This is a genomic window from Streptomyces sp. SolWspMP-5a-2 (genome assembly GCF_900091845.1).
GTDB lineage: Bacteria > Actinomycetota > Actinomycetes > Streptomycetales > Streptomycetaceae > Streptomyces > Streptomyces doudnae.
In genome coordinates, this window is record NZ_FMCI01000247.1 from 21,413 (window position 1) to 43,598 (window position 22,186).

At 73.8% G+C, this 22,186-nt stretch carries 22 protein-coding genes; 10 read left to right on the forward strand and 12 right to left on the reverse strand.

Features of this window, described 5'->3' with window-relative positions; genetic code table 11:
* The first annotated feature begins 27 nt into the window (after positions 1-27).
* Entirely contained in the window at positions 28-903 is an 876-nt protein-coding gene (locus GA0115242_RS24270) for a geranyl diphosphate 2-C-methyltransferase (protein ID WP_237549279.1), read from the forward strand.
* 64 nt (positions 904-967) lie between these two features.
* On the opposite strand, the gene GA0115242_RS24275 is transcribed toward GA0115242_RS24270, so the two are convergent.
* Entirely contained in the window at positions 968-1,450 is a 483-nt protein-coding gene (locus GA0115242_RS24275) for a VOC family protein (RefSeq protein WP_093831909.1), read from the reverse strand.
* A 445-nt stretch (positions 1,451-1,895) separates the two neighbouring features.
* Here GA0115242_RS24275 and GA0115242_RS24280 point away from each other — a divergent pair, with 445 nt between their 5' ends.
* The 3 genes from GA0115242_RS24280 to GA0115242_RS24290 all read left to right on the forward strand — a co-directional run bounded on the left by GA0115242_RS24280 (position 1,896) and on the right by GA0115242_RS24290 (position 4,488).
* On the forward strand, positions 1,896-3,101 hold the full coding sequence (locus GA0115242_RS24280) for an epoxide hydrolase family protein (RefSeq protein ID WP_093831911.1): 1,206 nt from the start codon (positions 1,896-1,898) through the stop codon (positions 3,099-3,101).
* 128 nt (positions 3,102-3,229) lie between these two features.
* Positions 3,230-3,883 carry an ATP-dependent Clp protease proteolytic subunit gene (locus tag GA0115242_RS24285; protein ID WP_093831913.1) on the forward strand — a complete coding sequence of 218 codons (654 nt, stop codon included), beginning with the start codon at positions 3,230-3,232 and terminating at the stop codon, positions 3,881-3,883.
* 2 nt (positions 3,884-3,885) lie between these two features.
* On the forward strand, positions 3,886-4,488 hold the full coding sequence (locus GA0115242_RS24290) for a ClpP family protease (RefSeq protein WP_093831915.1): 603 nt from the start codon (positions 3,886-3,888) through the stop codon (positions 4,486-4,488).
* Positions 4,489-4,509: 21 nt separating this feature from the next.
* Here the strand turns inward: GA0115242_RS24290 and GA0115242_RS24295 are convergent, their stop codons facing one another.
* The gene (locus tag GA0115242_RS24295) at positions 4,510-4,983 is read right to left on the reverse strand and encodes a helix-turn-helix domain-containing protein (RefSeq protein WP_093831916.1); all 474 of its coding nucleotides are present in this window, start codon (positions 4,981-4,983) and stop codon (positions 4,510-4,512) included.
* Between the two features lie 291 nt (positions 4,984-5,274).
* Here GA0115242_RS24295 and GA0115242_RS24300 point away from each other — a divergent pair, with 291 nt between their 5' ends.
* Positions 5,275-6,162, forward strand: coding sequence for an RNA polymerase sigma factor SigF (locus GA0115242_RS24300; protein ID WP_093831918.1), 888 nt, complete (start codon positions 5,275-5,277; stop codon positions 6,160-6,162).
* A 306-nt stretch (positions 6,163-6,468) separates the two neighbouring features.
* On the opposite strand, the gene GA0115242_RS24305 is transcribed toward GA0115242_RS24300, so the two are convergent.
* On the reverse strand, positions 6,469-6,924 hold the full coding sequence (locus tag GA0115242_RS24305; protein WP_093831920.1) for an ATP-binding protein: 456 nt from the start codon (positions 6,922-6,924) through the stop codon (positions 6,469-6,471).
* A gap of 297 nt (positions 6,925-7,221) precedes the next feature.
* Here GA0115242_RS24305 and GA0115242_RS24310 point away from each other — a divergent pair, with 297 nt between their 5' ends.
* Positions 7,222-8,484, forward strand: a complete 1,263-nt coding sequence (locus GA0115242_RS24310; protein ID WP_093831922.1) for a streptophobe family protein — start codon at positions 7,222-7,224, stop codon at positions 8,482-8,484.
* Positions 8,485-8,496: 12 nt separating this feature from the next.
* On the opposite strand, the gene GA0115242_RS24315 is transcribed toward GA0115242_RS24310, so the two are convergent.
* Complete coding sequence (locus GA0115242_RS24315; protein WP_093831924.1) at positions 8,497-8,907, reverse strand: hypothetical protein; 411 nt, start codon at positions 8,905-8,907, stop codon at positions 8,497-8,499.
* 269 nt (positions 8,908-9,176) lie between these two features.
* Positions 9,177-10,169, reverse strand: a complete 993-nt coding sequence (gene mgrA / locus GA0115242_RS24320; protein ID WP_093831926.1) for an L-glyceraldehyde 3-phosphate reductase — start codon at positions 10,167-10,169, stop codon at positions 9,177-9,179.
* Positions 10,170-10,318: 149 nt separating this feature from the next.
* On the opposite strand from mgrA, the gene GA0115242_RS24325 reads away from it, so the two are divergent.
* Together GA0115242_RS24325 and GA0115242_RS24330 are read left to right on the forward strand one after the other, a co-directional pair.
* Complete coding sequence (locus tag GA0115242_RS24325) at positions 10,319-11,224, forward strand: LysR substrate-binding domain-containing protein (RefSeq protein ID WP_093831928.1); 906 nt, start codon at positions 10,319-10,321, stop codon at positions 11,222-11,224.
* An 86-nt stretch (positions 11,225-11,310) separates the two neighbouring features.
* Positions 11,311-11,826: a mycothiol transferase gene (locus GA0115242_RS24330; RefSeq protein WP_093831975.1), complete on the forward strand. Its 516-nt coding sequence runs from the start codon at positions 11,311-11,313 to the stop codon at positions 11,824-11,826.
* Here the strand turns inward: GA0115242_RS24330 and GA0115242_RS24335 are convergent.
* The 4 genes from GA0115242_RS24335 to GA0115242_RS24350 all read right to left on the reverse strand — a co-directional run bounded on the left by GA0115242_RS24335 (position 11,808) and on the right by GA0115242_RS24350 (position 15,778).
* Positions 11,808-12,875, reverse strand: coding sequence for an adenosine deaminase (locus GA0115242_RS24335; RefSeq protein ID WP_093831930.1), 1,068 nt, complete (start codon positions 12,873-12,875; stop codon positions 11,808-11,810). The genes GA0115242_RS24330 and GA0115242_RS24335 overlap by 19 nt on opposite strands.
* A 38-nt stretch (positions 12,876-12,913) precedes the next feature.
* Complete coding sequence (locus GA0115242_RS24340) at positions 12,914-13,309, reverse strand: VOC family protein (RefSeq protein ID WP_093831932.1); 396 nt, start codon at positions 13,307-13,309, stop codon at positions 12,914-12,916.
* Positions 13,310-13,433: 124 nt separating this feature from the next.
* Positions 13,434-14,357 (reverse strand): aldo/keto reductase, encoded by a 924-nt coding sequence (locus GA0115242_RS24345; RefSeq protein WP_161353262.1) that lies wholly within the window; start codon positions 14,355-14,357, stop codon positions 13,434-13,436.
* 56 nt (positions 14,358-14,413) lie between these two features.
* A complete protein-coding gene (locus GA0115242_RS24350) occupies positions 14,414-15,778 on the reverse strand; it encodes an RICIN domain-containing protein (protein ID WP_093831936.1) in 1,365 nt (454 codons plus the stop codon).
* A 780-nt stretch (positions 15,779-16,558) separates the two neighbouring features.
* Here GA0115242_RS24350 and GA0115242_RS24355 point away from each other — a divergent pair.
* Positions 16,559-17,623, forward strand: coding sequence for an SGNH/GDSL hydrolase family protein (locus tag GA0115242_RS24355; RefSeq protein ID WP_093831938.1), 1,065 nt, complete (start codon positions 16,559-16,561; stop codon positions 17,621-17,623).
* 138 nt (positions 17,624-17,761) lie between these two features.
* Here the strand turns inward: GA0115242_RS24355 and GA0115242_RS24360 are convergent, their stop codons facing one another.
* Both GA0115242_RS24360 and GA0115242_RS24365 read right to left on the reverse strand, forming a co-directional pair.
* On the reverse strand, positions 17,762-19,228 hold the full coding sequence (locus tag GA0115242_RS24360) for an aldehyde dehydrogenase family protein (protein ID WP_311638663.1): 1,467 nt from the start codon (positions 19,226-19,228) through the stop codon (positions 17,762-17,764).
* Between the two features lie 124 nt (positions 19,229-19,352).
* Entirely contained in the window at positions 19,353-19,703 is a 351-nt protein-coding gene (locus tag GA0115242_RS24365) for a YciI family protein (protein ID WP_093831942.1), read from the reverse strand.
* Between the two features lie 99 nt (positions 19,704-19,802).
* On the opposite strand from GA0115242_RS24365, the gene GA0115242_RS24370 reads away from it, so the two are divergent.
* Positions 19,803-20,870 carry an acyl-CoA dehydrogenase family protein gene (locus GA0115242_RS24370; protein ID WP_093831944.1) on the forward strand — a complete coding sequence of 356 codons (1,068 nt, stop codon included), beginning with the start codon at positions 19,803-19,805 and terminating at the stop codon, positions 20,868-20,870.
* Between the two features lie 165 nt (positions 20,871-21,035).
* On the opposite strand, the gene GA0115242_RS24375 is transcribed toward GA0115242_RS24370, so the two are convergent.
* The gene (locus tag GA0115242_RS24375; RefSeq protein ID WP_093831946.1) at positions 21,036-22,178 is read right to left on the reverse strand and encodes an LLM class flavin-dependent oxidoreductase; all 1,143 of its coding nucleotides are present in this window, start codon (positions 22,176-22,178) and stop codon (positions 21,036-21,038) included.
* Between the last annotated feature and the right edge of the window lie 8 nt (positions 22,179-22,186).

Sequence of the window (22,186 nt, forward strand, 5' to 3'; positions counted from 1 at the left end):
CATCCGGAAGATCAAGAGGAGTCACCGTTGACCATCGCCCCCGCCGGCGCAAAGGGAATCTCCCTGCCGACCCAGTCCACGTACCAGAACCGTGTCGCGGACTACTGGAACGCCGAGGAGAACCCGGTCAATCTCGAACTGGGGAAGATCGACGACCTCTACCACCACCACTACGGGATCGGTGACGCCGACCGGTCCGTGCTCGACGAGCCCGACCCGGTCAGGCGGCAGGAACGCCTCACGGCGGAGCTGCACCGCCTGGAGCACGCGCAGGCCGAGCTGCTCGCCTCCCGGCTGGGGCCGCTCACCCCGGACGACCGCGTCTTCGACGCCGGGTGCGGGCGCGGTGGCGGGAGCATCGTCGCCAACCTCCGCCACGGCTGCCACGCCGACGGCGTGACGATCTCCGCGAAGCAGGCCGCGTTCGCCAACGAGCAGGCGCGGGCCCGGGGCGTGGACGACAAGGTGCGCTACCACCACCGGAACATGCTGGACACCGGGTTCGCCACCGGCGGGTACGCGGCGTCCTGGAACAACGAGTCGACGATGTACGTCGAGCTGGACCTGCTCTTCGCGGAGCACGCGCGGCTGCTGCGCCGCGGCGGCCGGTACGTGGTGATCACCGGCTGCTACAACGACACCTACGGCCGGGCCTCGCGGGAGGTGTCGCTGATCAACGCGCACTACATCTGCGACATCCACCCGCGCTCGGAGTACTTCCGCGCGATGGCCCGCAACCGTCTGGTGCCGGTCCACGTGGAGGACCTGACCGCCACGGCCCTCCCGTACTGGGAGCTGCGGCAGGAGGCGGAACACCTGGTCACCGGCATCGAGGAAACGTTCCTCGACGCGTACCGCAACGGCAGCTTCCAGTACCTGCTGATCGTGGCCGACCGGGTCTGATCCACCGGCGCACCGGCGGGGTCCTTCGCGGGATCCCGCCGGTTGCCGTCGTCACGGAGACCGGTCACTCCCCGGCGTACGCGCGTTCCACCTCCGCGATGTCGATCTTGCCCATCGTGTACACGGCCCGGGTGGCCCGGACCGCCTTCTCCGGGTCGGGGTCGGCCAGCAGGGGGATCAGCCGCTCGGGGACCACCTGCCAGGACAGGCCGAAGCGGTCCTTGAGCCAGCCGCAGGGTCCCGGCTCGCCGCCGTCGGCCGTGAGCTTCTCCCAGTAGTGGTCGACCTCGGCCTGGTCCGCGCAGGGGATCTGGAAGGAGACCGCCTCGGTGAAGTGGAACTGCGGGCCGCCGTTGAGGGCCAGGAAGCGCTGTCCGTCGAGGGTGAACTCCACGGTCATCACCGATCCCGCGGGCCCGGGTCCCGCGTCCGTGTAGCGGCCGGTCCGGCCGATGCTCGCGTTCTTGAAGACGGAGACGTAGAACCGGGCCGCCTCCTCGGCCCGGCCGTCGAACCAGAGACATGTGGTGAATCCGTCGGTGGCCATGGGCACCTCCTGCTCGGGGGAACGTCGTCAGCAGTGTCGACCGCGTCCGCCCGCCGAACTCATCGCTCCGGCCGCCGGGTCCTCCGGCCGGACCAGCGGACGGCCCGTCCGGGCGCACGGCCACGGCACGTCCGGGCACACGGCCGCGGCTCGTCCGGCGCACGACCGCGGGTTCGTCCGGGCACACGGTCACGGCACGTCCGGGCACACGGCCACGGCTCGTCCGGGCCCGTGCGCGATCGGGGACCCGCCCCGCCCGTGCGCGACCGTCGTCCCGTCCCTCTCGTCTCCTGCCGTCGCCCCGCCCCGCCCTGCTCCGGTCGTCGTCCCAGCGCTGACACCACGGCCGATCGGCCGCCGGGGCACCGGGACGCCCGCCGAACTGGGCCCGTGCGCCGGGGAAACCGGGTGGCAGGAGCGCTCCGCGCGACTACGCTCCGTCGCCATGACCTCTTCGTCCGACGACGGCATCAGGCCCTTCCGCATCGACGTCCCGCAGCGGGACCTGGACGATCTCCACGACCGCCTCGACCGGGTGCGCTGGCCCGACGAGCTGCCCGGCACCGGCTGGTCGTACGGGGTGCCCGGGGCGTACCTGCGCGAGCTGGTCCGGTACTGGCGGCACGACTACGACTGGCGGGCCGCCGAGGCGCGGCTCAACGCGTGGCCGCAGTTCACCACCACGATCGACGGCTCGACCGTGCACTTCGCGCACCTGCGCTCCCCCGAGCCGGACGCCACCCCGCTGGTCCTCACGCACGGCTGGCCCGGCTCGTTCGCGGAGTTCCTCGACGTCGCCGGACCGCTCGCCGACCCGGCCGCGCACGGCGGCGACCCGGCCGACGCCTTCCACGTCGTCGTCCCGAGCCTGCCCGGCTTCGGGTTCTCCGGGCCGCCCGCGGACACCGGCTGGGAGGCCGGGCGCATCAGCGACGCGTGGGCCGACCTGATGGGCCGCCTCGGCTACCCGCGGTTCGGGGCGCAGGGCGGCGACTGGGGCGCCGCCGTCTCGCGGGAGCTGGGCCGGGCCCATCCCGACCGGGTGATCGGCGTCCACCTCAACCTGTTGCCGGGCAGCCAGCAGACCGCGGAGCCGACCGAGGACGACCTGGCCGGGCTCGGCCCCGGGGAGCGGGAGCGGACGCTGGCCTCGTGGCGGCGGTGGCGCGCCTGGTCCGCCGAGGGCACCGGGTACGCGGTGCAGCAGTCCACCCGGCCGCAGACCCTGGCGTACGCGCTCACCGACTCGCCGGTCGGCCAGCTCGCCTGGATCGTCGAGAAGTTCCAGGCGTGGACGGACTCGGACGAGCTGCCCGAGGAGGCCGTGGACCGGGACCTGATGCTGACCGGCGTGATGCTGTACTGGCTCACCGGCACCGCCGGTTCCGCCGCCCGCGTCTACTACGAGCGGGCCCACGCCACCGGCCGGGCCGCCCGGCCCGCCGAGCCGTCCACCGCGCCGACGGCCCTCGCGGTCTTCCCGCGCGAGATCCAGACGCCGCTGCGGCACCGCGCGGAGCGGACGGAGAACCTGCTGCGGTGGACGGAGTTCGACCGGGGCGGGCACTTCGCCGCGATGGAGGAACCGGACCTGCTCATCGGCGATGTGCGGGCGTTCTTCCGGCAGTTGCGCGAGGGCCCGGGGGTCTGACGGGGGCGGTCGCTCTGCCGTCGGCGAATCTGCCACCGGCCGAGAAGTCCCCGCTCGGGGCGGTCGGCGGCCGAGAGTGGAGGGCGCGGCGGCAACCGCCGCGCCCGTCACGCGACAAGGGAGCGCCCATGTACCCGTCCACCGCCGGTTCCGCACCGGCCCCGCTGCCTAGGGCCGGGGACCACGATCCCGCGCCGACCCGGTTCGACGACCAGTTGGCCGCCCAACTCCTGGGCAGGCGGATCGTGTTCCTCGGCACGCAGGTCGACGAGACGTCCGCCAACCGGGTCTGCGCGCAGTTGCTGCTGCTCTCCGAGGAGGACCCGCGCACCGACATCGGCCTGTACATCAACAGCCCCGGCGGTTCGGTGCACGCCGGGCTCGCCGTCTACGACACGATGCGGCTGATCCCGAACGACGTGTCGACGCTCGCGATGGGGTTCGCGGCGAGCATGGGGCAGTTCCTGCTGAGCGTCGGGGCGCCCGGGAAGCGGTACGCGCTGCCGAACGCGCGGATCATGATGCACCAGCCGTCGGCGGGCATCGGCGGCACCACCGCCGACATCGAGATCCAGGCGCAGAACCTGGACTTCACCAAGCGGACCATCGAGCGGATCACCGCCGAGCACACCGGGCAGAGCCCCGAGACGATCTCCCGGGACGGCGATCGCGATCGCTGGTTCACGGCGGCGGAGGCCAAGGAGTACGGCATCGTGGACGCGGTCGTGGAGTCGCTCGCCGACCTGCGGCCCGCCACCGCGCGGCGACGGGTGGGGCTGTGACCATGGGGAGCTACACGATTCCGAACGTCGTCGAGCGGACCTCGCGCGGCGAGCGGTCCTACGACGTCTTCAGCAGGCTGCTGTCGGAGCGGATCATCTTCCTCGGCACCGAGATCGACGACGGGGTCGCCAACGTCGTCATCGCGCAGCTCCTGCATCTGGAGTCGGCGGCGCCGGAGAGCGAGATCGCGATCTACCTGAACTCCCCGGGCGGCTCGTTCACCTCGCTGATGGCGATCTACGACACCATGACGTTCGTCCGGGCGCCGATCTCCACGTTCTGCGTGGGCCAGGCGGCGAGCACGGCGGCCGTGCTGCTGGCGGGCGGGGACCCGGGACGGCGGTTCGTGCTGGAGCACGCGCGGGTGCTGCTCGGGCAGCCCGCAAGCGGCGGCCAGCAGGGCACGGTGTCCGATCTGGCGCTCCGCGCCCAGGAGATGGTGCGCATCCGGGGGCAGGTCGAGGAGGTGCTGTCCCGGCACACCGGCCACGATCCGGCGGTGCTGCGCGCGGACATGGACCGGGACAAGGTGTTCACCGCGCGGGAGGCGGTGGCGTACGGGCTGGCCGACGAGGTGTTGAGCCGGCGCCTGGTGACGGCCTGAAGGCGCCGGCCCGGATCGCCGTCAGGCGACCAGCAGCAGACCGCCGTGCGGCGGGACGGCCGGGGTTCCGGCCGGACGGCGGGCGGAGCCGTGGGAGGTCGCGCCCGGCGGGGTGCTCCGGTGCGGTCCGCCCCGCACGCCCCTGACCGGCTCGGTCCGCGACAGCGCCCCGGCGAGTTCGCCGTGGGCGAGGGCCAGCAGGTCGCCGAGGGTGAGCCCGAGAGCGGCGGCGGCGGCCGCGAGGACCTCCGACGAGGCTTCCTTGCGGCCGCGCTCCACCTCCGAGAGGTACGGCATGGAGATCCGGGCCGCGTCCGCGACGTCCTTGAGGGTCCGCTCCTGGGCCAGCCGCTCGCGGCGCAGGACGTCCCCGACGAGGTCGCGCCAGAGCGGCTCGGCGCGTGGGCCGGACCGGGGCGCGGGGGCCGCGGGAGGATCGGCGCGCGGTCCGCGCAGGGGGATGACCCGGGCTTCGTTCGGCGCGTGGCTGCTCACCCTCCCAGCGTAGGTTCCCTGGCGGCCCGGGGAAGGGGCCGGCGTTCCGCCCTGGGTGGAATCGCGCGGCGGGAGACCGGGTCCGCGGGCTCCGGTGGCGGTGGGGCGGCCGGGAGCCCGGGTGCCAACTGACCGCTGTGGTGGGCCCGGAGGCGTACGGGAACGCGCGGATCCGATCAATTTCCTTCAGTCCGCTGTGAAGTGGGCATGGGATCGCGAAGTGGGGGTACGCGAGTCTCCGAAGGACCCGAGGAAGACGACATGTCTCACCGTGACTTCGTGGGAGAGGTAATGAACACCGCCGTGAACCGGTCGGAAGCAGGAGTCATGACGAAGGCTGCCCGGACCAGGACGGACGACGGGCCGCTGCCGGGCATCGAGCAGCCGCGGACGGTCGCGCCGCGCGACGCGCGGGAGCTGTCCCGCCAGTTCTTCCACCGCCTCTCCGAACTGGAGGAGGGCACCCACGAGTACCAGTACGCGCGCAACACGCTCATCGAGATGAACATCTCGCTGGTGCGGTTCGCCGCGGGCCGGTTCCGCAACCGCGGTGACGACATGGAGGACATCGTCCAGACCGGCATGATCGGTCTGATCAAGGCGATCGACCGGTTCGACCTGTCCCGCGAGGTCGAGTTCACGTCCTTCGCGCTGCCGTACATCGTCGGCGAGATAAAGCGCTTCTTCCGTGACACCACCTGGGCCGTCCATGTGCCGCGGCGGCTCCAGGAGCTGCGGGTCGAGCTGGCCAAGGCCCGCGAGGAGCTGGCCAGCAGGCTGGACCGCGAGCCGTCGGTCGCCGAACTGGCCACGCTGATGAACCTCTCGCACGCCGAGGTGGTCGAGGCGCAGATAGCGTCCAACGGCTACAACTCCTCGTCCCTGGACGCCGCGCTCACCGGCGACGGCCCGGAGGGCGGCGAGGCGGTCCTCGCCGACTTCATCGGCGTGGAGGAGGACGGGCTGCGGCTCGTGGAGGACTTCCACTCGCTGGCGCCGCTGATGGCGGAGCTGGGCGAGCGGGACCGGCAGATCATCCACATGCGGTTCGTGGAGGAGGCCACCCAGGCGGAGATCGGTGAGCGGCTCGGCTGCTCGCAGATGCACGTGTCGCGGCTGATCAAGCGGATCATCGCGCGGCTGCGCCAGGGCATGCTCGGCGAGCTGGGCTGCGCCTGAGCAACCCACCATCACCACGCACAGCCGGAGGGCGGGGCCACCTCGAAGGGGCCCCGCCCTCCGGCTGTGGCTGTCTGTGTATGCGGCTGTCTGTGTATGCCCGGGATGCCTGCGACAGCCCGTGACCCGGGACCGTTTCCCGGCGTTCGGAGTGTTTCTCGACGTCCACCGGGCCTCGGCCGACACGTCCGACACGTGTGGCCCGGCCGGTGACCACCGGTCGGGCTCGACGGGTGGTGCGGGCACCCGTCCCCTCGCCCGGGACTGCCGGGCCGCTCCGTGCTCGGCCGCGTCGGCGGCCGGGGCTCACACGGCGTCGAGGCGCACCACGGCGACGACGCGCTTGCCGACCGGGATCCGCTCGACGGTGACCCGACCGGCCACCGCGTGCACGATCTCCAGACCGTGCCGCCCGATCCGCTCGGGGTCCTTCGGGAACCGGCGCGGCAGGGCCTCGCTGCTGTCGTAGACGCTCACCACGACGGCCGCGTCCGTGCCCTCCAGCTCCAGGATGTAGGGGCCGTTGCTGTGCCGGTCGGCGTTGGTGACCAGCTCGCTGACGACGAGGAGCACCTCGCCCTGGACGCGGGGGTCGATGGCGGCGCACCACTCGGTCCTGAGCTGCTCGACGAAGTGTGCCGCGAAGGAGCGTGCCTCGGCGATGCATCCTGGTTCGCCGGTGTAGTGCGCCGCTCGTCGCAGCGGTTCCACGGGCACGTCGAAACCAGTGGTTATCACTGCCCCGCCCACGTGATCGGTCATGCGTTTCTCTCTCGGAAGCCGGACTGGCCGGACGCTGTTGCACCAGTGCTCGTACCCCGAGCCGGGGCGTGCAGTCCCCTGGGGGCCCGGTGTGTCCCGTTCGACTCGGAGGCGCCGTGCTGCGTCGGACGACTCGGGAGCACTGTACGACGCGTCGGACGGCGTCGTCCCGGCAGTCGGCTTCGTGTCCGAAAGCAGCGGTTCGGCCGGAACCCGGGGGTGGCTCCCGGAACGGGCGGGTACGCGGACGGGTCTGCCGACGGGCGGCGGGACCGGGCGCTGCCTAGCGTGGCTGGGGTGAGCCCCACAACCTCCCCTGACCGCGTCGCCGTCCGCCACGGCTGGCTCCCGGCGCTGGTCGCCGTGGTGGCCTCCATGGTGACGATGCTGCTGGTAGCGGCCCTCGGGCTGTGGGCCGCGGGGGCCGCGGACCTGCCGGGCGGCGGGTTCGTCCGGGTGGTCGCGGCGACGGTGGTGACGGCGGTCGGCGGCAGGGTCGCGCTGTCCGGGAACGCCGGGTCGGTCGCCGGTACCGAGGCGGGGGTGACCGCGGTCCCGCTCTCGGTGGCGCTGGCCGGGGCGCTGGTCCTGGCCGCGGGCTTCCTGCGTCCGGTGCGGCGCGGGGCGACGGCGGGGGCCCGGGGGCTCGCCCGGTGGGCGGCGCGGATCGCGGTGCTGTGGCTGCTCGCGCTGGCGGGTCTGGGGCTCGCCGCCCGTCATGTCTTCACGCTCTCCCTGGGCGACGGCGTGCTGGGCGACCTCGGCGACCTGTTCGGGCTGACGCCACGGGTGGGGTTCACCACCGACGTGCCGCGCTCCCTGGTCTCCGGTCTGGTGTGGCTGGCGGGGGTGCTGCTGGTGGCGGTGCTGGTGACGCGGACGGTGCCGCTGCCGGACGGCCCGGCGCGGTTCAGGGAGGCGGCGCGGCCCCTCGCGTGCGCCATGGTCGCGCTGCTCCTGGCCTGCGTGGTGCCGGCGGGCGTGGTCGCGCTGGTCGACGCGGCGACCGGCGAGCGGGCCGCGGTGACGTTCGCGGTGATCCTGCTGGGGCTGCCCAATCTGGCCTGGCCCGCGTTCACGCTGGGGCTCGGCGCCGTGTGGCACGGCCGGGTGGCGGGCCCGTTCGGGCTGCCGGTGCCGCGCGTCCTCGACGAGGTGCTGCGCGCTCCGGACCTCTCCACGCTGGACGTCCGCACGCTCGCCGCGCACGACGGCCGGGTGTGGTGGCTGGTGGTCGCGGACGTGGTGCTGGTGCTCGCGGCGGCGACCTGGGCGGCGCTGCGGTCACCGGCGGCGACCCCCGCGTGGCGGCACGCGCTGCGGACGGCGTGCGCGCTGGCGCTCACGGTCGGCCTGGTCTGCCTGCTCGGCCGGGTCGGAGCCCGCTGGGGCCTGTCGGTGCTGGGCGTCGGCGACCTGGGCGGGAACCTCGCGGGCGAGGTGGTGCTGCGGGCGGCGGTGTGGGGCGCGGTGGGGCTCGGCGCGCTGTGGGGCCTGGTGGCGGGGTTCCTCGGCGCCCTGCTCGCGCGGGCCGTGCGGGGGCGGGGCGGCGGGCGGTAGGGCCGTTCCGGCTCAGCCGACGGAGACGACGAGGGCCGGGATGGTGCGCTGCATGCGCAGGGCGTCGACGGACTCGGCGAGCAGTTCGTACTCGGTGGTGTCGTCGCTGGTGGCGATGCGCACCAGGCGTCCGGCGGCCAGCTCCTCGGCGACGAGTTCCTGCTGGGCGTCGTCGCCGCACCAGAAGCGCAGGACGGCGGGGACGTCGGCGACGGTGCCGGCGACCGGGACGAGGGAGCTGGGCGGGAAGTGCTCCGCCTCGGGCTGCGGGTCGAGGCGGTCCGCCATCCAGCTCGCGCGGTCGCGCAGCCACCACAGGGCGAGGGCGAGGGTGGGGGCCCGGTACGTTCCGAGGGGTACGCCGATGCGCTGTCCCGCGCAGGTGCCGTACGCGGTGACGTGGCACAGGAATTCGTCGTGCACGGTCGCTCCCCCGTTGCGTCCTCCGCCTCGCGGCAGGCCTCGCTTTCGGTGCGGCTCATGTGCTGTGCGTGATCGTGGCTTCGCTCGATGTGAAGACCCTGACTGTCGAGTATGTGCACATCCGAAACAGTGTCACCACGACTTTCCGGCCAGTCTCTTGGCATATTCGGCGCATTTGTTGGCCGAAAGGCGCCGGGGTTCCGGGGCACGCCGGACGGCCCGGAGGCGGTGGTGCGCCTCCGGGCCGTCCGGTGTCCGCCGGGGTGCCGCTACCGCTTGACGACGGCGTCGATGCGCGCCAGTTCGTCGGCGTCGAAGTCCAGGTTGCGGGTGGCGGCGACGCTGTCCTCGATCTGCCGCGCGCTGCTCGCGCCGACGAGGGCGGAGGTGACCCGGCCGCCGCGCAGCACCCAGGCGAGCGCGAGCTGCGCCAGGGACTGGCCGCGGGCGGCGGCGATCTCGTTCAGGGCGCGCAGCCGGCCGACCAGGTCCTCGGTGACCGCGTCCGAGTTCAGGAACGGGCTGTCGCTCGCCGCGCGGGAGTCCTCGGGGATGCCGTCGAGGTAGCGGGAGCTGAGCAGGCCCTGCTCCAGCGGGGAGAAGACGATGGAGCCGACCTGCAGCTCGTCCAGGGCGTCGAGCAGGCCCTCGTCCTCGGGGCGGCGGTCGAGCATCGAGTAGCGCGGCTGGTGGATGAGGAGCGGGGTGCCCAGCTCGCCCAGGATGCGGGCGGCCTCGCGGGTCTGCTCGGCGCTGTAGTTGGAGACGCCGACGTAGAGCGCCTTGCCCTGCTGGACCGCGGAGTGCAGGGCGCCCATCGTCTCCTCCAGGGGAGTCTCCGGGTCGGGGCGGTGCGAGTAGAAGATGTCGACGTGGTCGAGGCCCATCCGGGTCAGGCTCTGGTCGAGCGAGGACAGCAGGTACTTGCGCGACCCCCACTCGCCGTACGGGCCAGGCCACATCAGGTAGCCCGCCTTGGTGGAGATCACCAGCTCGTCGCGGTACCCGGCGAAGTCCGCCCTGAGGGCCTCGCCGAGCGCGGACTCGGCGGCGCCGGGCGGCGGGCCGTAGTTGTTGGCGAGGTCGAAGTGGGTGACACCGAGGTCGAAGGCGCGGCGCAGGATGGCCCGCTGGGTGTCGACGGGGCGGTCGGGTCCGAAGTTGTGCCACAGGCCGAGCGAGAGCGCGGGGAGCTTGAGCCCGCTGCGGCCGGTGCGCCGGTAGGGCATGTCCGCGTAGCGGTCGGGGTGTGCGGTGTACAACGCGACTCCAGGGGGTTGGCGCACGGGGACGGTCGCGGGCGGCCGTCCCGGCTCTGCGTGGGTCTCTTCCGCGGTCAACTCTGTCGTGACCTCGGGGCAGTGGTCCAACAGGAGAATCCGATGGAACTCAGCGGCTAGGCTTCTCAATCATGGAACTGCGCCATCTCCAGCACTTCGTCGCGGTCGCCGAGGACCAGCATTTCACCCGGGCCGCGGAGCGGCTGATGGTGTCCCAGTCCGGTCTCTCGGCGTCGATCCGTTCCCTGGAGCGGGAGTTGCGGGCACCGCTGTTCGTGCGGACGACCCGGCGGGTGACGCTGACCGAGGCGGGGCGGGCACTGCTGGGCGAGGCCGAGCGCATCCTCGCACAGGTGCGGTCGGCGCAGGAGGCGGTCGCGGCGGTGCAGGGCGTGCTGCGCGGGACGCTGGCGCTGGGCACCGAGCAGTGCATCGCCGGGGTGGACGTGGCGGGGCTGCTGGCGTCGTTCCGGCGGCGCCATCCGGACGTGGAGATCCGGCTGCGGCAGGCGGGGTCGGGCGCGCTGGCCGAGGAGGTCGCGGCCGGGCGTCTCGATCTGGCGTTCGCCTACCGGACGCAGGACGACACGGACCAGTTGCGGTCGGTGTCCCTGACGGGCGAGCCGATGACGGTCCTGTGCCATCCGCGGCACCGGCTGGCCGGGGTGGGCACCCCGCTGGCGCCGCACGAGCTGGGCGGCGAGGTGTTCGTGGACTTCCACCCGGACTGGGGGCCGCGCCGCACCACCGACGCCGCGTTCGCCGCGGTCGGTGTGCCGCGCACGGTGGCCCTGGAGGTGAACGACGTGCACAGCCTCCTCGACCTGGTCGACGAGAACCTCGGCATAGCGGTCGTGCCGAACCACTTCCGGGAGAAGCGGCCCGCGCTCACCGCGCTCGCCCTGAAGGACACCGGCGACGTGGTGTACGAGACGGTCGCGCTGCTGCCGCCGCAGACGGCGACCAGTCCGGCGGCCCGCGCCCTGATGACGCTCCTGGAGCAGGGCGGTCAGCAGCCGCACCCGGAGGCGGGCTGACGCGCGGCTCCCCGGGCCCGGCCGGTTCGGACCCGGGGGCGGGGTTCCGGACGCGTGAACGCCGTCCATGAGCGATGGTGGACGGTATGCACGCACGGGACATTCTCATCGACGGCTTCGACCGGATCCGTGAAGAGGTCCACGCGACCGTCGAGGGCCTCGGCACGGACGCGCTCAACGCCCGGCCCGACCACGACGCCAACTCCGTCGCCTGGCTGGTCTGGCATCTGACCCGGGTCCAGGACGACCACGTGGCCGGTGCCTTCGGCCTGGAGCAGGTGTGGCCGTCCGGGGGGTGGCAGAAGCGGTTCGGCCTCGACCTGCCCCCCATGGACACCGGGTACGGGCACAGCGCGGCCCGGGTCGCCAAGGTGCGCGTGGACTCGGGGAAGCTGCTGACCGGGTACTACGACGCCGTCCACGAGCAGACCCTCGGGGCGCTGCGGGAGGCGACGGCGGCGGACCTCGACCGGGTGGTGGACGAGCGCTGGGACCCGCCGGTCACGGTGGGGGTGCGCCTGGTGAGCGTCCTGTCCGACGACCTCCAGCACATCGGACAGGCCGCCTATCTGCGGGGGCTCCTTCAGAGCAGTTCGGCGTAGCCGGGCAGGACGACGTCCTCGATGAGGGCGGTGCGCTCGTCGTACGGCAGGAAGGCGCTCTTGAGGGCGTTGACGGTGACCGTGCGCAGGTCGCGGGCGGTCCATCCGGCGTGCTCGACCAGCAGGGACATCTCGCGGGTCATCGTGGTGCCGGAGACCAGGCGGTTGTCGGTGTTGAGGGTGACCCGGAAGCCGAGGTCCTTGAGGGCGGTGATCGGGTGCTCGGCGATGGAGGTGGCGGCGCCGGTCTGGAGGTTGGAGGTCGGGCACATCTCCAGGGCGATCCGGCGGTCGCGGACCCAGCCCGCGAGCCGTCCGAGCTTCCCGTCGACGATGTCCTCGGTGATCCGCACGCCGTGGCCGATCCGCTGGGCGCCGCACACCTGGAGCGCCTGGTGGATGCTGGGCAGCCCGTGCGCCTCGCCCGCGTGGATGGTGAACGGCACGCTCTCGCGGCGCAGGTGCTCGAAGGCGTCGAGGTGGTCGGCGGGCGGGAAGCCGTCCTCGGCGCCCGCGATGTCGAAGCCGACGACCCCGGAGTCCCGGAACGCCACGGCGAGGTCGGCGGCCTCCCGCACCCGGTCGAACATGCGCATGCCGCAGAGCAGGGTGCCGACCCGGACCGGGGTGCCCGCGGCGGCGGCCCTCGCCATGCCGGCCGCGAGTCCTTCCTGGACGGTCTCGACGACCTCGGCGAGGCTCAGTCCGCCGTTCACCATCAGCTCGGGCGCGTACCGGACCTCGGCGTAGACGACGCCGTCGGCGGCCAGGTCGAGGACGTACTCCTCGGTGGTGCGCAGCAGGCCCTCGCGGCTCTGCATGACGGCGAGGGTGTGCTCGAAGGTGGCTATGTAGCGGACCAGGTCGCCGGAGTTGGCGGCGTCGAAGTACCAGGCGGCCAGCTCGTCGGGGTCGGTGGTGGGCAGCCGGTGGCCGATCGCCGCCGAGAGTTCGACGACGGTGGCGGGGCGCAGTCCGCCGTCGAGGTGGTCGTGCAGGACGGCCTTGGGCAGGCGGCGCAGGGCGGTGTCGGTGAGCGGCGCGGTCATGTGCGTTCTTTCTCTGTCCGGTGGGGTGGCGCGGGAGGTCAGGCTCGGGCGGGCTGGAGGAGGTCCCAGCGGTTCCCGTACAGGTCCTGGAAGACGGCGACCGAGCCGTAGGGCTCGTGCCGGGGCTCCTCCAGGAAGGTCACGCCCGCGGCGAGCATCCGGGCGTGGTCGCCCGCGAAGTCCTCGGTGTGCAGGAAGAGACCGACCCGCCCGCCGGTCTGGTCACCGATCCGGGCGCGCTGCCGCTCGTCCTTGGCGCGGGCGAGGAGCAGTCCGGTGCCGGTGGCGTCCTGGCCGGGGGCGACGACGACCCAGCGGGAGCCGTCCGGGCGCGGCGCGTCCTCGACGAGGCGGAAGCCGAGGGCGCCGACGTAGAAGCGGATCGCCTCGTCGTAGTCGTCGACGACGAGGGTGACCAGGGCGATGCGGCTCATCTCGGCCTCTCGGTCGGAGCGGGTGGCGGGTGCGGGTTGACGGGTGAGGTTATACGTAAAACGCGGTGCACGCCAGTTCACTCCGGCGGTGGCGTCCGGCGACGGTGCCCGGCGGTGGCGTCCGTCAGTGCGCGGGAGCGGCCCGCAGCGCGTCCAGGCGTCGCAGGTCATCACCGGTCAGGCGGAGCGCGCCCGCCGCGATGTTCTCCACCAGGTGGGCGGGGTCGCCGGTGCCGGGGATGGCCAGGACGTGCGGTCCCCGGCTCAGGACCCAGGCGATCCGGACCTGCGCGGGGGTGGCGCCGTGGGCGCGGGCGACGGCCCGCACCTCGTCGTGGTCGGGTGCGGTGACGGCGTTCTCGCCGTGCCGTCCGGCGACCGCGTAGTACGGGACGAAGGCGATGCCCTGTTCGCCGCAGAGCCGCAGCAGCGTGTCCGCGTCGGACGCCGCCCGGTCGGAGCCCGCCGGGTCGAGGCCGTAGCGGTTCTGCACCGCGACCACGGGTGCGATGGCCTGGGCCTCGGCGAGGTGGCGGGGCTCGATCTGGGAGACGCCGAGGTGCCGGACGAGCCCCGCCGCGCGCAGGTCGGCGAGGGCGCCGAAGTGCTCGGCGATCGACTCCTGGCGCATCCGGCGCAGATAGACCAGGTCGAGATGGTCCCGGCCGAGCTGGCGCAGGTTCTCCTCGACGTGCCCGCGCAGTTCGTCGGGGCGGGCCGCCTCGCCCCAGCCGCCCTGCTGGTCGCGGTAGGGGCCGACCTTGGTGGCGATGAGGAGGTCGTCCCGGTAGGGGGCGAGGGCGCGGTTGACGAGTTCGTTGGCCGAGCGGAGCCGGGAGAAGTAGAAGGCGGCCGTGTCGATGTGGTCGACGCCCCGGTCCACCGCCTCGCGCAGCACGGCGATCGACCGGTCCCGGTCGCTGGGGGTGCCGAGGTGGAAGGCGGCGCTGCCGGTGAGCCGCATCGCGCCGAGGCCGACGCGGCTCACGGTCAGGTCGGCCAGTTTCCAGCGGCCCGCGGCGTCCGCGGTGATCGTCTGCGAGGTCATCGGCGGAGTCTCGCACACGGCGGGGCGCGGGTCGGGGCGGCCGGGTCAGGGGCGGGTCAGGGGTAGACGTAGGAGTTGAGGTCGCTGACGGCGGACGCGGTGTCGCCGAGGTCGTAGCGGTCGACGGCCAGGAAGGTGGGCTTCGCGCGGGCCGCGGGCTGGCAGAACCGCCGGGCCCGGTCGGCGAGTTTGGTGTTGTCCGTGGTGGCCGTGGCGGTGACGGTCGTGTCGCGGAAGTGGTTCATCACGAAGAGCGGGCGGAAGGCGCCCTCGGTGCGGGTCAGCGGGATGTTGGTGCCCGCGTCGTACCAGCGGCTGTAGCAGGACCAGTCGGAGGCGGAGGCGCCCGAGCCCATCGACCAGTAGTTCTCGACCGTCCACTCCCGCTGGTACATCACGCCGAAGCTGTCGCGGGTGAGTCCGGCGGACTCGTCGGCCGCCCGGCTGTGGTCGGTGAAGATCAGCAGCCGCTGTCCGGCGGCGATCATGTCGGCGGTGCGGGGCCAGCCGTTCTGCCTGACCCCGGTGCGGTCGGGGCGGTACAGGACGTCGGACAGGCCGTTCACGCGGGCGAGTTCGGCGCGCAGCACACCGGGGTCGACGTAGTCCTCCAGGAAGACGGTGGCGATCTGGTCGGGGTGCGCCTTCAGGAAGTCGACCATGCGCTGGAGGTCGACCCAGAGGGCGACGGGCTTGCTGACCAGCGTGCAGCTGTTGTGGCAGAGGATGGCGCCGTCCGGGGTCTGGTGGATGTCGAGCATGAACCCGCGCACCCCGTCCGCGAGTTGCCGCTCGATGCCGCGCGCCTGGTTGGGGAACAGGTTCACGAAGGGGGGCGCGAAGCCGCCGTCGACGCCGTTGGCGTAGGCGTTGTGGGCGGTGAGGAAGGTGACCTGGTCGAGGGTGCGCCGGTCGGCGGGCGGCATCGGGCGGGTGACCGCTCCGACCGGGGTGAGGTACCAGGCGGCGAGGTCGCCGGAGGAGCCCACGGCGAGCTGGTCGGGGTAGTTGGCGCCGGACGGCTTGGCCGCGACGGTCAAGTAGCGGTCGGTCCCGGGGGCCTTGAGGGTGTACCGGTCGGCGTCGGTGGGTGTGATCTCCCAGAGGGCGTCCGCGCTCGCGCAGCCGACGGTCCTGGCCTGCGTCCCGGAGCGGCCGAGGCAACTGCCCGCCGTGTCCGTGCTCTCCAGGACGTACGAGGAACCGCTCGCCCGCAGGGTCCACTGCTGGCGGTCCTCGTTGCCCTTCGGTCTGCGCTGCTCGACCGCTCCCGAGCGGTCGGCGGCGTTGAGGCCCGTGGTCGCGCTCTGGACGTAGTAGGCGCCGGGCGCGGGTGCCGCGGCGGCGGCCTGCGCGGCGGGCGCCGTGACGGTGGCCGCCAGCGCGGCGGCCGTGGCGAGCAGGGCGTGGGGGGTGCGCATGGGTCTGCCTTCCTTCCGGACGGGCACCGTCACGGCACCCGCGCGTGAAAAGTCAGGGGCATGACACCACGGCACTCCCCCGGCCGTCAGCGGTTCGGACCGGCACGGGGGAAACTCCGGTGGATCACTCACCGGGGATGACGTCTTGGGGGCGTGGCGGCACGGGAGTGCGCGGGGACGGGGACGCTGCTCGCCGCGTCCGGGAGGGGCGGGGGCGCCAACGCGCGGGGGCGGGGCCGGCGCGTACGGAACCGGCACGGGTGGTCGACGGGTCCGGGGCGAGGCAGCCCGCGCGTCCTGACCGTCACAGCTGGTCGACCCGTCCGGGGCGAGGCAGTCCGGCGCCCGTCGCGCCGCGGACCGGCACCGCCGGTCGACACGTCAGGAGCAAGGCGGCCCGGCGACCCGCGCGTCCCGAACCGGCACCGCCGCTCGACACGCCCGAAGCGAGGCAGTCCGGCGCCCGGCCCGTTCCGGGGCGGCACCGGCGCCGACGCGTCCGTCCCGAACCGGCACCGCCGCTCGGCCCGTCCGCAGCGGGGCCCATCGCCCGGCGCGTCCAGGACCGGCCGAACCGCCACCCCGCCCCCACCCCACCCCACCCCACCCCGCTCCGCACGAAATCCCTCCGCCCGTACGCCCGTTCACCGCTTCCGGCGTGGCGCGCACCCGTTGGGGGGTGATCGGCACCAGGCGTCTTCCACGCGTCGTCACCGCGTGAATACCGTTGGTGACCGTGCCGGTGGGATGTTCCCCGGCACGGAACCGAAGGGCGATCGCATGTCCAGATCCCTCGTGCCCACCGTTCCCGCCGCCGCCCGCGCGGCTCTCGCCACCGCCGCCGCGCTCACGGCCGTGCTGTCGGTGCTCGTCCCGGCCTCGGCGGCGCCGTCCCCCGCCGAGGAACCGCCGCGGTACGTCGCCCTGGGCGACTCGTACAGCGCCGACGTCTTCGTCCGCCCGTGGGACCCCGACGACGGGTGCGGGCGTTCCTACCGGGACTACCCGCACCAGGTCGCCGAGGCGGCGGGGCTGCGGCTCGTGGACGTCACCTGCGGCGCGGCCGAGGTCGAGGACGGGGTGCTGGGGCCGCAGCCGCCGTCGAAGATCCTCGGTCCGCCGTCGGTGCCGCCCGAGGGCGGCTGGCCCGAACGGCCCGCGCAGATCCAGCGGTTGGGCGCCGACACGGACTACGTGAGCGTCGGCATCGGCGGCAACACCCTCGGCTTCGGCGAGATCGTCACCCAGTGCCTCGAACGGGGCCTGGCCACCCTCGGGTTCGGCACTCCCTGCACCGACCACTTCACCGCGGGCGAGGGGCGCGACTGGCTGGAGGAGCGGTTCGCGCGGCTCGACGAGGAGTTCGGGCGGATGATGGCCGCGATCCGCGAACGCGCCCCGCACGCACGGGTCGCGGTGGTCGGCTACCCCGCGATCGTGCCGAGCGCCTCCGGCTGCACGTGGGGCGTCTGGCGCCAGCTGGGGACCGTCGCCAAGGGGGACATGCCCTGGCTCGACGGCCTGGAGCGGCGGCTGAACGGCCTGATCGCCCGGCAGGCCACCGGCCACGGGGCGGCCTACGTCGACACCTACGGACCCAGCGCGGCCCACGGGCTGTGCGCGCCCGCGGGCGAGAGGTGGATGTACGGGGTGCGCGACGACCTCACCGGGGACGGCGACCAGACGGACCCGCCGTCGCCGCTCTGCGCCGCGATCCCCGGCAACGGCGAGGCGTGCACCTTCGTCCACCCCAACGCGTCCGGTGCGGACAACCAGGCCCGGCAGGTGCGGGCCGCGTTCGAGCTGCCGCGCGCGGCGACGGCGACGGCAGTGCGCCGCTCCTGACCGGTGCCCCGACTCCCCCACGGAGCACGGCCGCACCCCGCTGGGGTGCGGCCGCGGTGGGGGGTGCGGGGTCCATCTGACTCCTTTGGTCTGTACCAGTCAAGGGTGCGGACCGGCGCCCCGGAGCATCCCCGCGGTTCAGCCCAGCGGCTTGCGCAGCACCGCCTTGCGGTGGCTGAACGTCTCGAGGGAGTACCGGCCGTGGTAGTTGCCCATGCCGCTCTCCCCCACTCCGCCGAACGGCAGGTCGGAGACGGTGAGATGGGCCAGCGGCAGCCCGTGTCCGAGCCCGCCCGAGGACGTCTCGGCGGCGATCCGGTCCCGCGTCCCCTCGGACTCCGAGAACACGTACAGGGCGAGCGGCTTGTCCCGGTCGTTGATGAAGCCGATGGCGTCGTCCAGCCCCGGCACGGTCACGATGGGCAGGATCGGGCCGAAGATCTCCTCCCCCATGACGGGCGAGGACGGGTCGACGTCGGCGAGCACGGTCGGCGCGATGTACTTCGCCGCCCGGTCCGTGTCACCGCCGACGGCCACCCGGCCGGAGCCGAGCAGCCCCGAGAGCCGGTCGAAATGGCGCTCGTTGACGATCCGGCCGTACTCCCCCGACTCCTTCGGCTCCGTGCCGAACAGGCCCTCCACCGCGCGGGCGAGGGCCGGTTCGAGGGCCGCCGCGGTCTCCGGGTCGGTCAGCACGTAGTCCGGGGCCACGCAGGTCTGCCCGGCGTTCAGGAACTTGCCGCGCGCCAACCGGTCGGCGACGACCTGGACATCGGCGTCGGAGTCGACGAACGCCGGTGACTTGCCGCCGAGTTCGAGGGTGACGGGGGTGAGGTGTTCGGCGGCGGCCCGCAGCACGATCCGGCCGACGGCGCCGTTGCCGGTGTAGAAGATGTGGTCGAACCGCTCGGCCAGCAGCGCGGTCGTCTCCGGGATCCCGCCCTCGACGACGGCGAACGCGTCGGTGTCGAGGCAGCCGGGCAGCAGCCGGGCCAGCGCCGCCGAGGTGGCGGGGGCCAGCTCGCTCGGCTTGACGACGACCGCGTTCCCGGCGGCGAGCGCGCCGACCAGCGGGGCCAGCAGCAGTTGCGCCGGGTAGTTCCAGGGCGCGATGACGAGGACGACGCCCAGCGGGTCGTACTGCGTCCAGGCGGTGGCGTCGGAGCCGAGGTGGGCCGGGACGGGCGCGGGCTCGGGGCGCAGCCAGTCGGCGAGGTGGTCGAGGGTGTGGTCGATCTCGCGGACGGTGAAGTCGATCTCGGTGCGCCGGGCCTCGGTGGCGCTCTTGCCGAGGTCGGCGTGGAGGGCCTCGGCCAGCTCGGAGCCCTTCTCGGTGAGCATCGCGCGCAGCCCGCGGAGCTGCTCCGTGCGCCACGCGACGGGCTTGGTGCGGCCGGTGCGGAAGGTGGCGCGCAGCCGGGCCACGACGTCGGCGGGCTGCTCGGGGGTGGTGGGGTTCACGGTGCCTCGCTGCTGCTGTACGGCCTCGCGGCCTTGCGGTACATGGACGGTCCCGGCGGTGGGCGGCCCCGGGGGTGCCACCCGGCACCGCCCACCATCAGATGCATATAGCAACCTTTCATACACCAAAATAAATTCCGCCACCGCCCTGCCGGACGCGCGGCCCGGACGTCGAGGCGCGGCCCGGACGCCGACGCCAGGTGCGGACGTCGACGCGCGGCCCGGATCCCGACGCTCGGTCCGGACGTCGACGCGCGGTCCGGCCCGGTCAGCCCTGGTCCACGAACGCCCTGACCTCGATCGGCAGGGTGGTGGCCAGGGCCGCCTTCCTGCCCCACTCCAGGGCCGCGTCCGCGTCGTCGGCCCTGATCAGGGTGAGCCCGCCGAGGTACTCCCGGCCCTCGGCACAGGGGCCGCCGCTGACCAGGACGTCGCCGTCGGAGGGGCGCAGCACGGTGGCGGTCTCCGGGCCCTGGAGTCCGCCGCCGAACACCCAGGCGCCCGCCGCGCGCAGCTCCTCCTCGAAGGCCCGGACGTCGCGCATGATCTCCGCGAGCGCCTGTGGCGAGGGCGGCTCGCCACCGGTCGGCTGGACCACGCTCAGCAGGTAGTACGTCATGACGGCCTCCTCGGGCCTCGGAGTGTTCCCTCCCCTCCTATACGAACGCCGCGGGCCCGGACCGGCATCTCGCGCGGTGCGACCGGGAGAATCTTCCCCATGAGCATCGAAGACCACCCCCTCGTCGGCGCCGCCCGTTCCCTGGCCGCCTCTCTCCTCGCCCCGGGGGCCGCCCGGGTCGACGCGGAGGGGGTGCCCGCCGGGCATCTCGCGGCGATCCGGGACGCGGGGCTGCTCGGGGTGAGCGCGCCGGTGGAGTACGGCGGCGCCGGGGCGCCCGACGCGGTGGCCAGGGAGGTGGCGGAGATCCTCGCGGGGGCGTGCTGCTCGACGTGGTTCGTGCAGACCCAGCACCACACCCCGGTGCGGATGCTGGCCCGTTCGACCGGCCCGGCGCGGGAGCGGCTGCTGGGGCCGCTGGCGCGCGGAGAGCTGCTCGCGGGGATCGCGTACGCGCACGTCAGGGCCTTTCCCCGGCGTCCGGTGCGGGCGACACGGGACGGCGAGGGGTGGCGGTTCGACGGCACCGTGCCCTGGTTCACCGGCTGGGGTCTGAACGACCTGATGCTGCTGGCGGGGGTGACCGACGAGGACGAGGTGGTGTTCGCGTTCGCCGACGCGCGCGAGGGTCCTGCGCTGCGGCCTTCGCCCCCGATGCGGCTGGCGGCCCTCGGCGCGGCGCGGACGGTGTCCCTCGGCCTGGACGGGCTGCGGCTGCCGGAGGCGTCGGTGGTGCTGCGCGCCCCGCACGCGGTGTTCGCGGCGACGGACCGGGCACGGGCCGCCAACGCCTCGCCCGCCGTGTTCGGGGTGGCACGGGCCGCCGTCGCACTGGTGGCGGAGTACGGGGAACCGGACGTGGCGAGCGCGCTGGGCGCGCGGCTGGACGCCGTGCGGGCGGAGGCGTACGCGCTCGCCGGGCATCCCGACCCGCTGGCGCGGGTGCCGGAGCGGCTGGCGTGCCGGACGCGGGCGTTCGACGTGCTGCGGGCGGCCACCACGGCGGCGGTCGTGGCCCGCGGCGGCCGGGCGATGGATCTGCGCGACCCGGCCCAGCGGCTGGCCCGTGAGGGGATGTTCCTGCTGATCCAGGGCCAGACGGCCGACGCCCGCCGCGCCCACCTGGACGCCCTCGGCGGCCCGGGGACGGACGAGGGGCACCGCTAGTTGTCCTGACCGCAAAGGTTCACCGGCTCGCGCTGCCCGGCACGGCACCAGTGCCCGTCCGACCGTCGCAGCGCCGGACGGTTGCTCCCGGCGGAGTCGGCCCCGAGCCGCGCACGGGGGGCGTACCCGTGTCCGGGCCCGGTGCGGCGCGAGCGGCCGGGCGGGTCAGCCGGCGAACGGGACCTGGGCCGGTGCCGTGTCCGGCGCACCCGCCGGGTGGTGCCACAGGCCCTGTGCGGCGAGCCGGGGCAGGACGCCCTCGCCGAACCAGTACGCCTCCTCCAGGTGCGGGTAGCCGGAGAGCACGAACTCGTCGATGCCCAGGGCGTGGTACTCCCTGATCCGTTCGACGACCTCGTCGTGGCTGCCGACCAGGGCGGTGCCCGCGCCGCCGCGCACCAGGCCGATCCCGGCCCAGAGGTTGGGGTGGATCTCCAGCCCGTCCCGGCCGCCGCCGTGCAGGGCGAGCATCCGGCGCTGCCCCTCGGACTCGCTGAGGGCGAGCCCGGCCTGCACGGACCGCACGGTCTGCGGGTCGAAGCCGTCCAACAGCCGCGCGGCCTCGGCCCACGCCTGCTCCGCGGTGTCCCGGGTGATGACGTGCAGGCGGATGCCGAAGCGCGGGGCGCGTCCCCGCGCGGCGGCCAGCGTTCGGATGCGGGCGATCTTCTCGGCGACCTGGGCGGGCGGTTCGCCCCAGGTGAGGTAGACGTCGGCGTGCCGGGCGGCGATCTCCCCGGCGATCGGGGAGGACCCGCCGAAGTACACCTCGGGCACCGGGTCGGGGACCCGGGCCAGCCGCGCGTCCTCCACCCGCAGGTGCCGACCGTGCAGGTCGACCGTCCCGCCCTGCCACAACTCCCTTACCACCTGGAGGAATTCGCCGGTACGCCGGTAGCGCTCGTCCTTGTCGAGGAAGTCGCCGTACGCCCGCTGCTCGTGGCTCTCGCCCCCGGTGACGACGTTGAGGAGCAGCCGTCCGCCGCTCTGCCGCTGGAAGGTGGACGCCATCTGCGCGGCGAGCGTCGGGGAGACGAAGCCGGGGCGGAACGCGACCAGGAACTTCAGGCGTTCGGTGTGCTGGCTGACCATGGCCGTGGTGAGCCACGCGTCCTCGCACCAGGCGCCGGTCGGGGTGAGCGCCCCCAGGAAGCCGAGGTCCTCGGCGGCGCGGGCGATCTGGCTCAGGTAGCCGACCGTCGGCGGCCGGTCCCGTCCGGAGGCGGTGGCCGGGGTGCCGTGGCCGCCGCCGACGACGTGCCTGCTGTCGCCGTTGGTGGGGAGGAACCAGTGGAAGGTGAGGGACACGCGGGTCT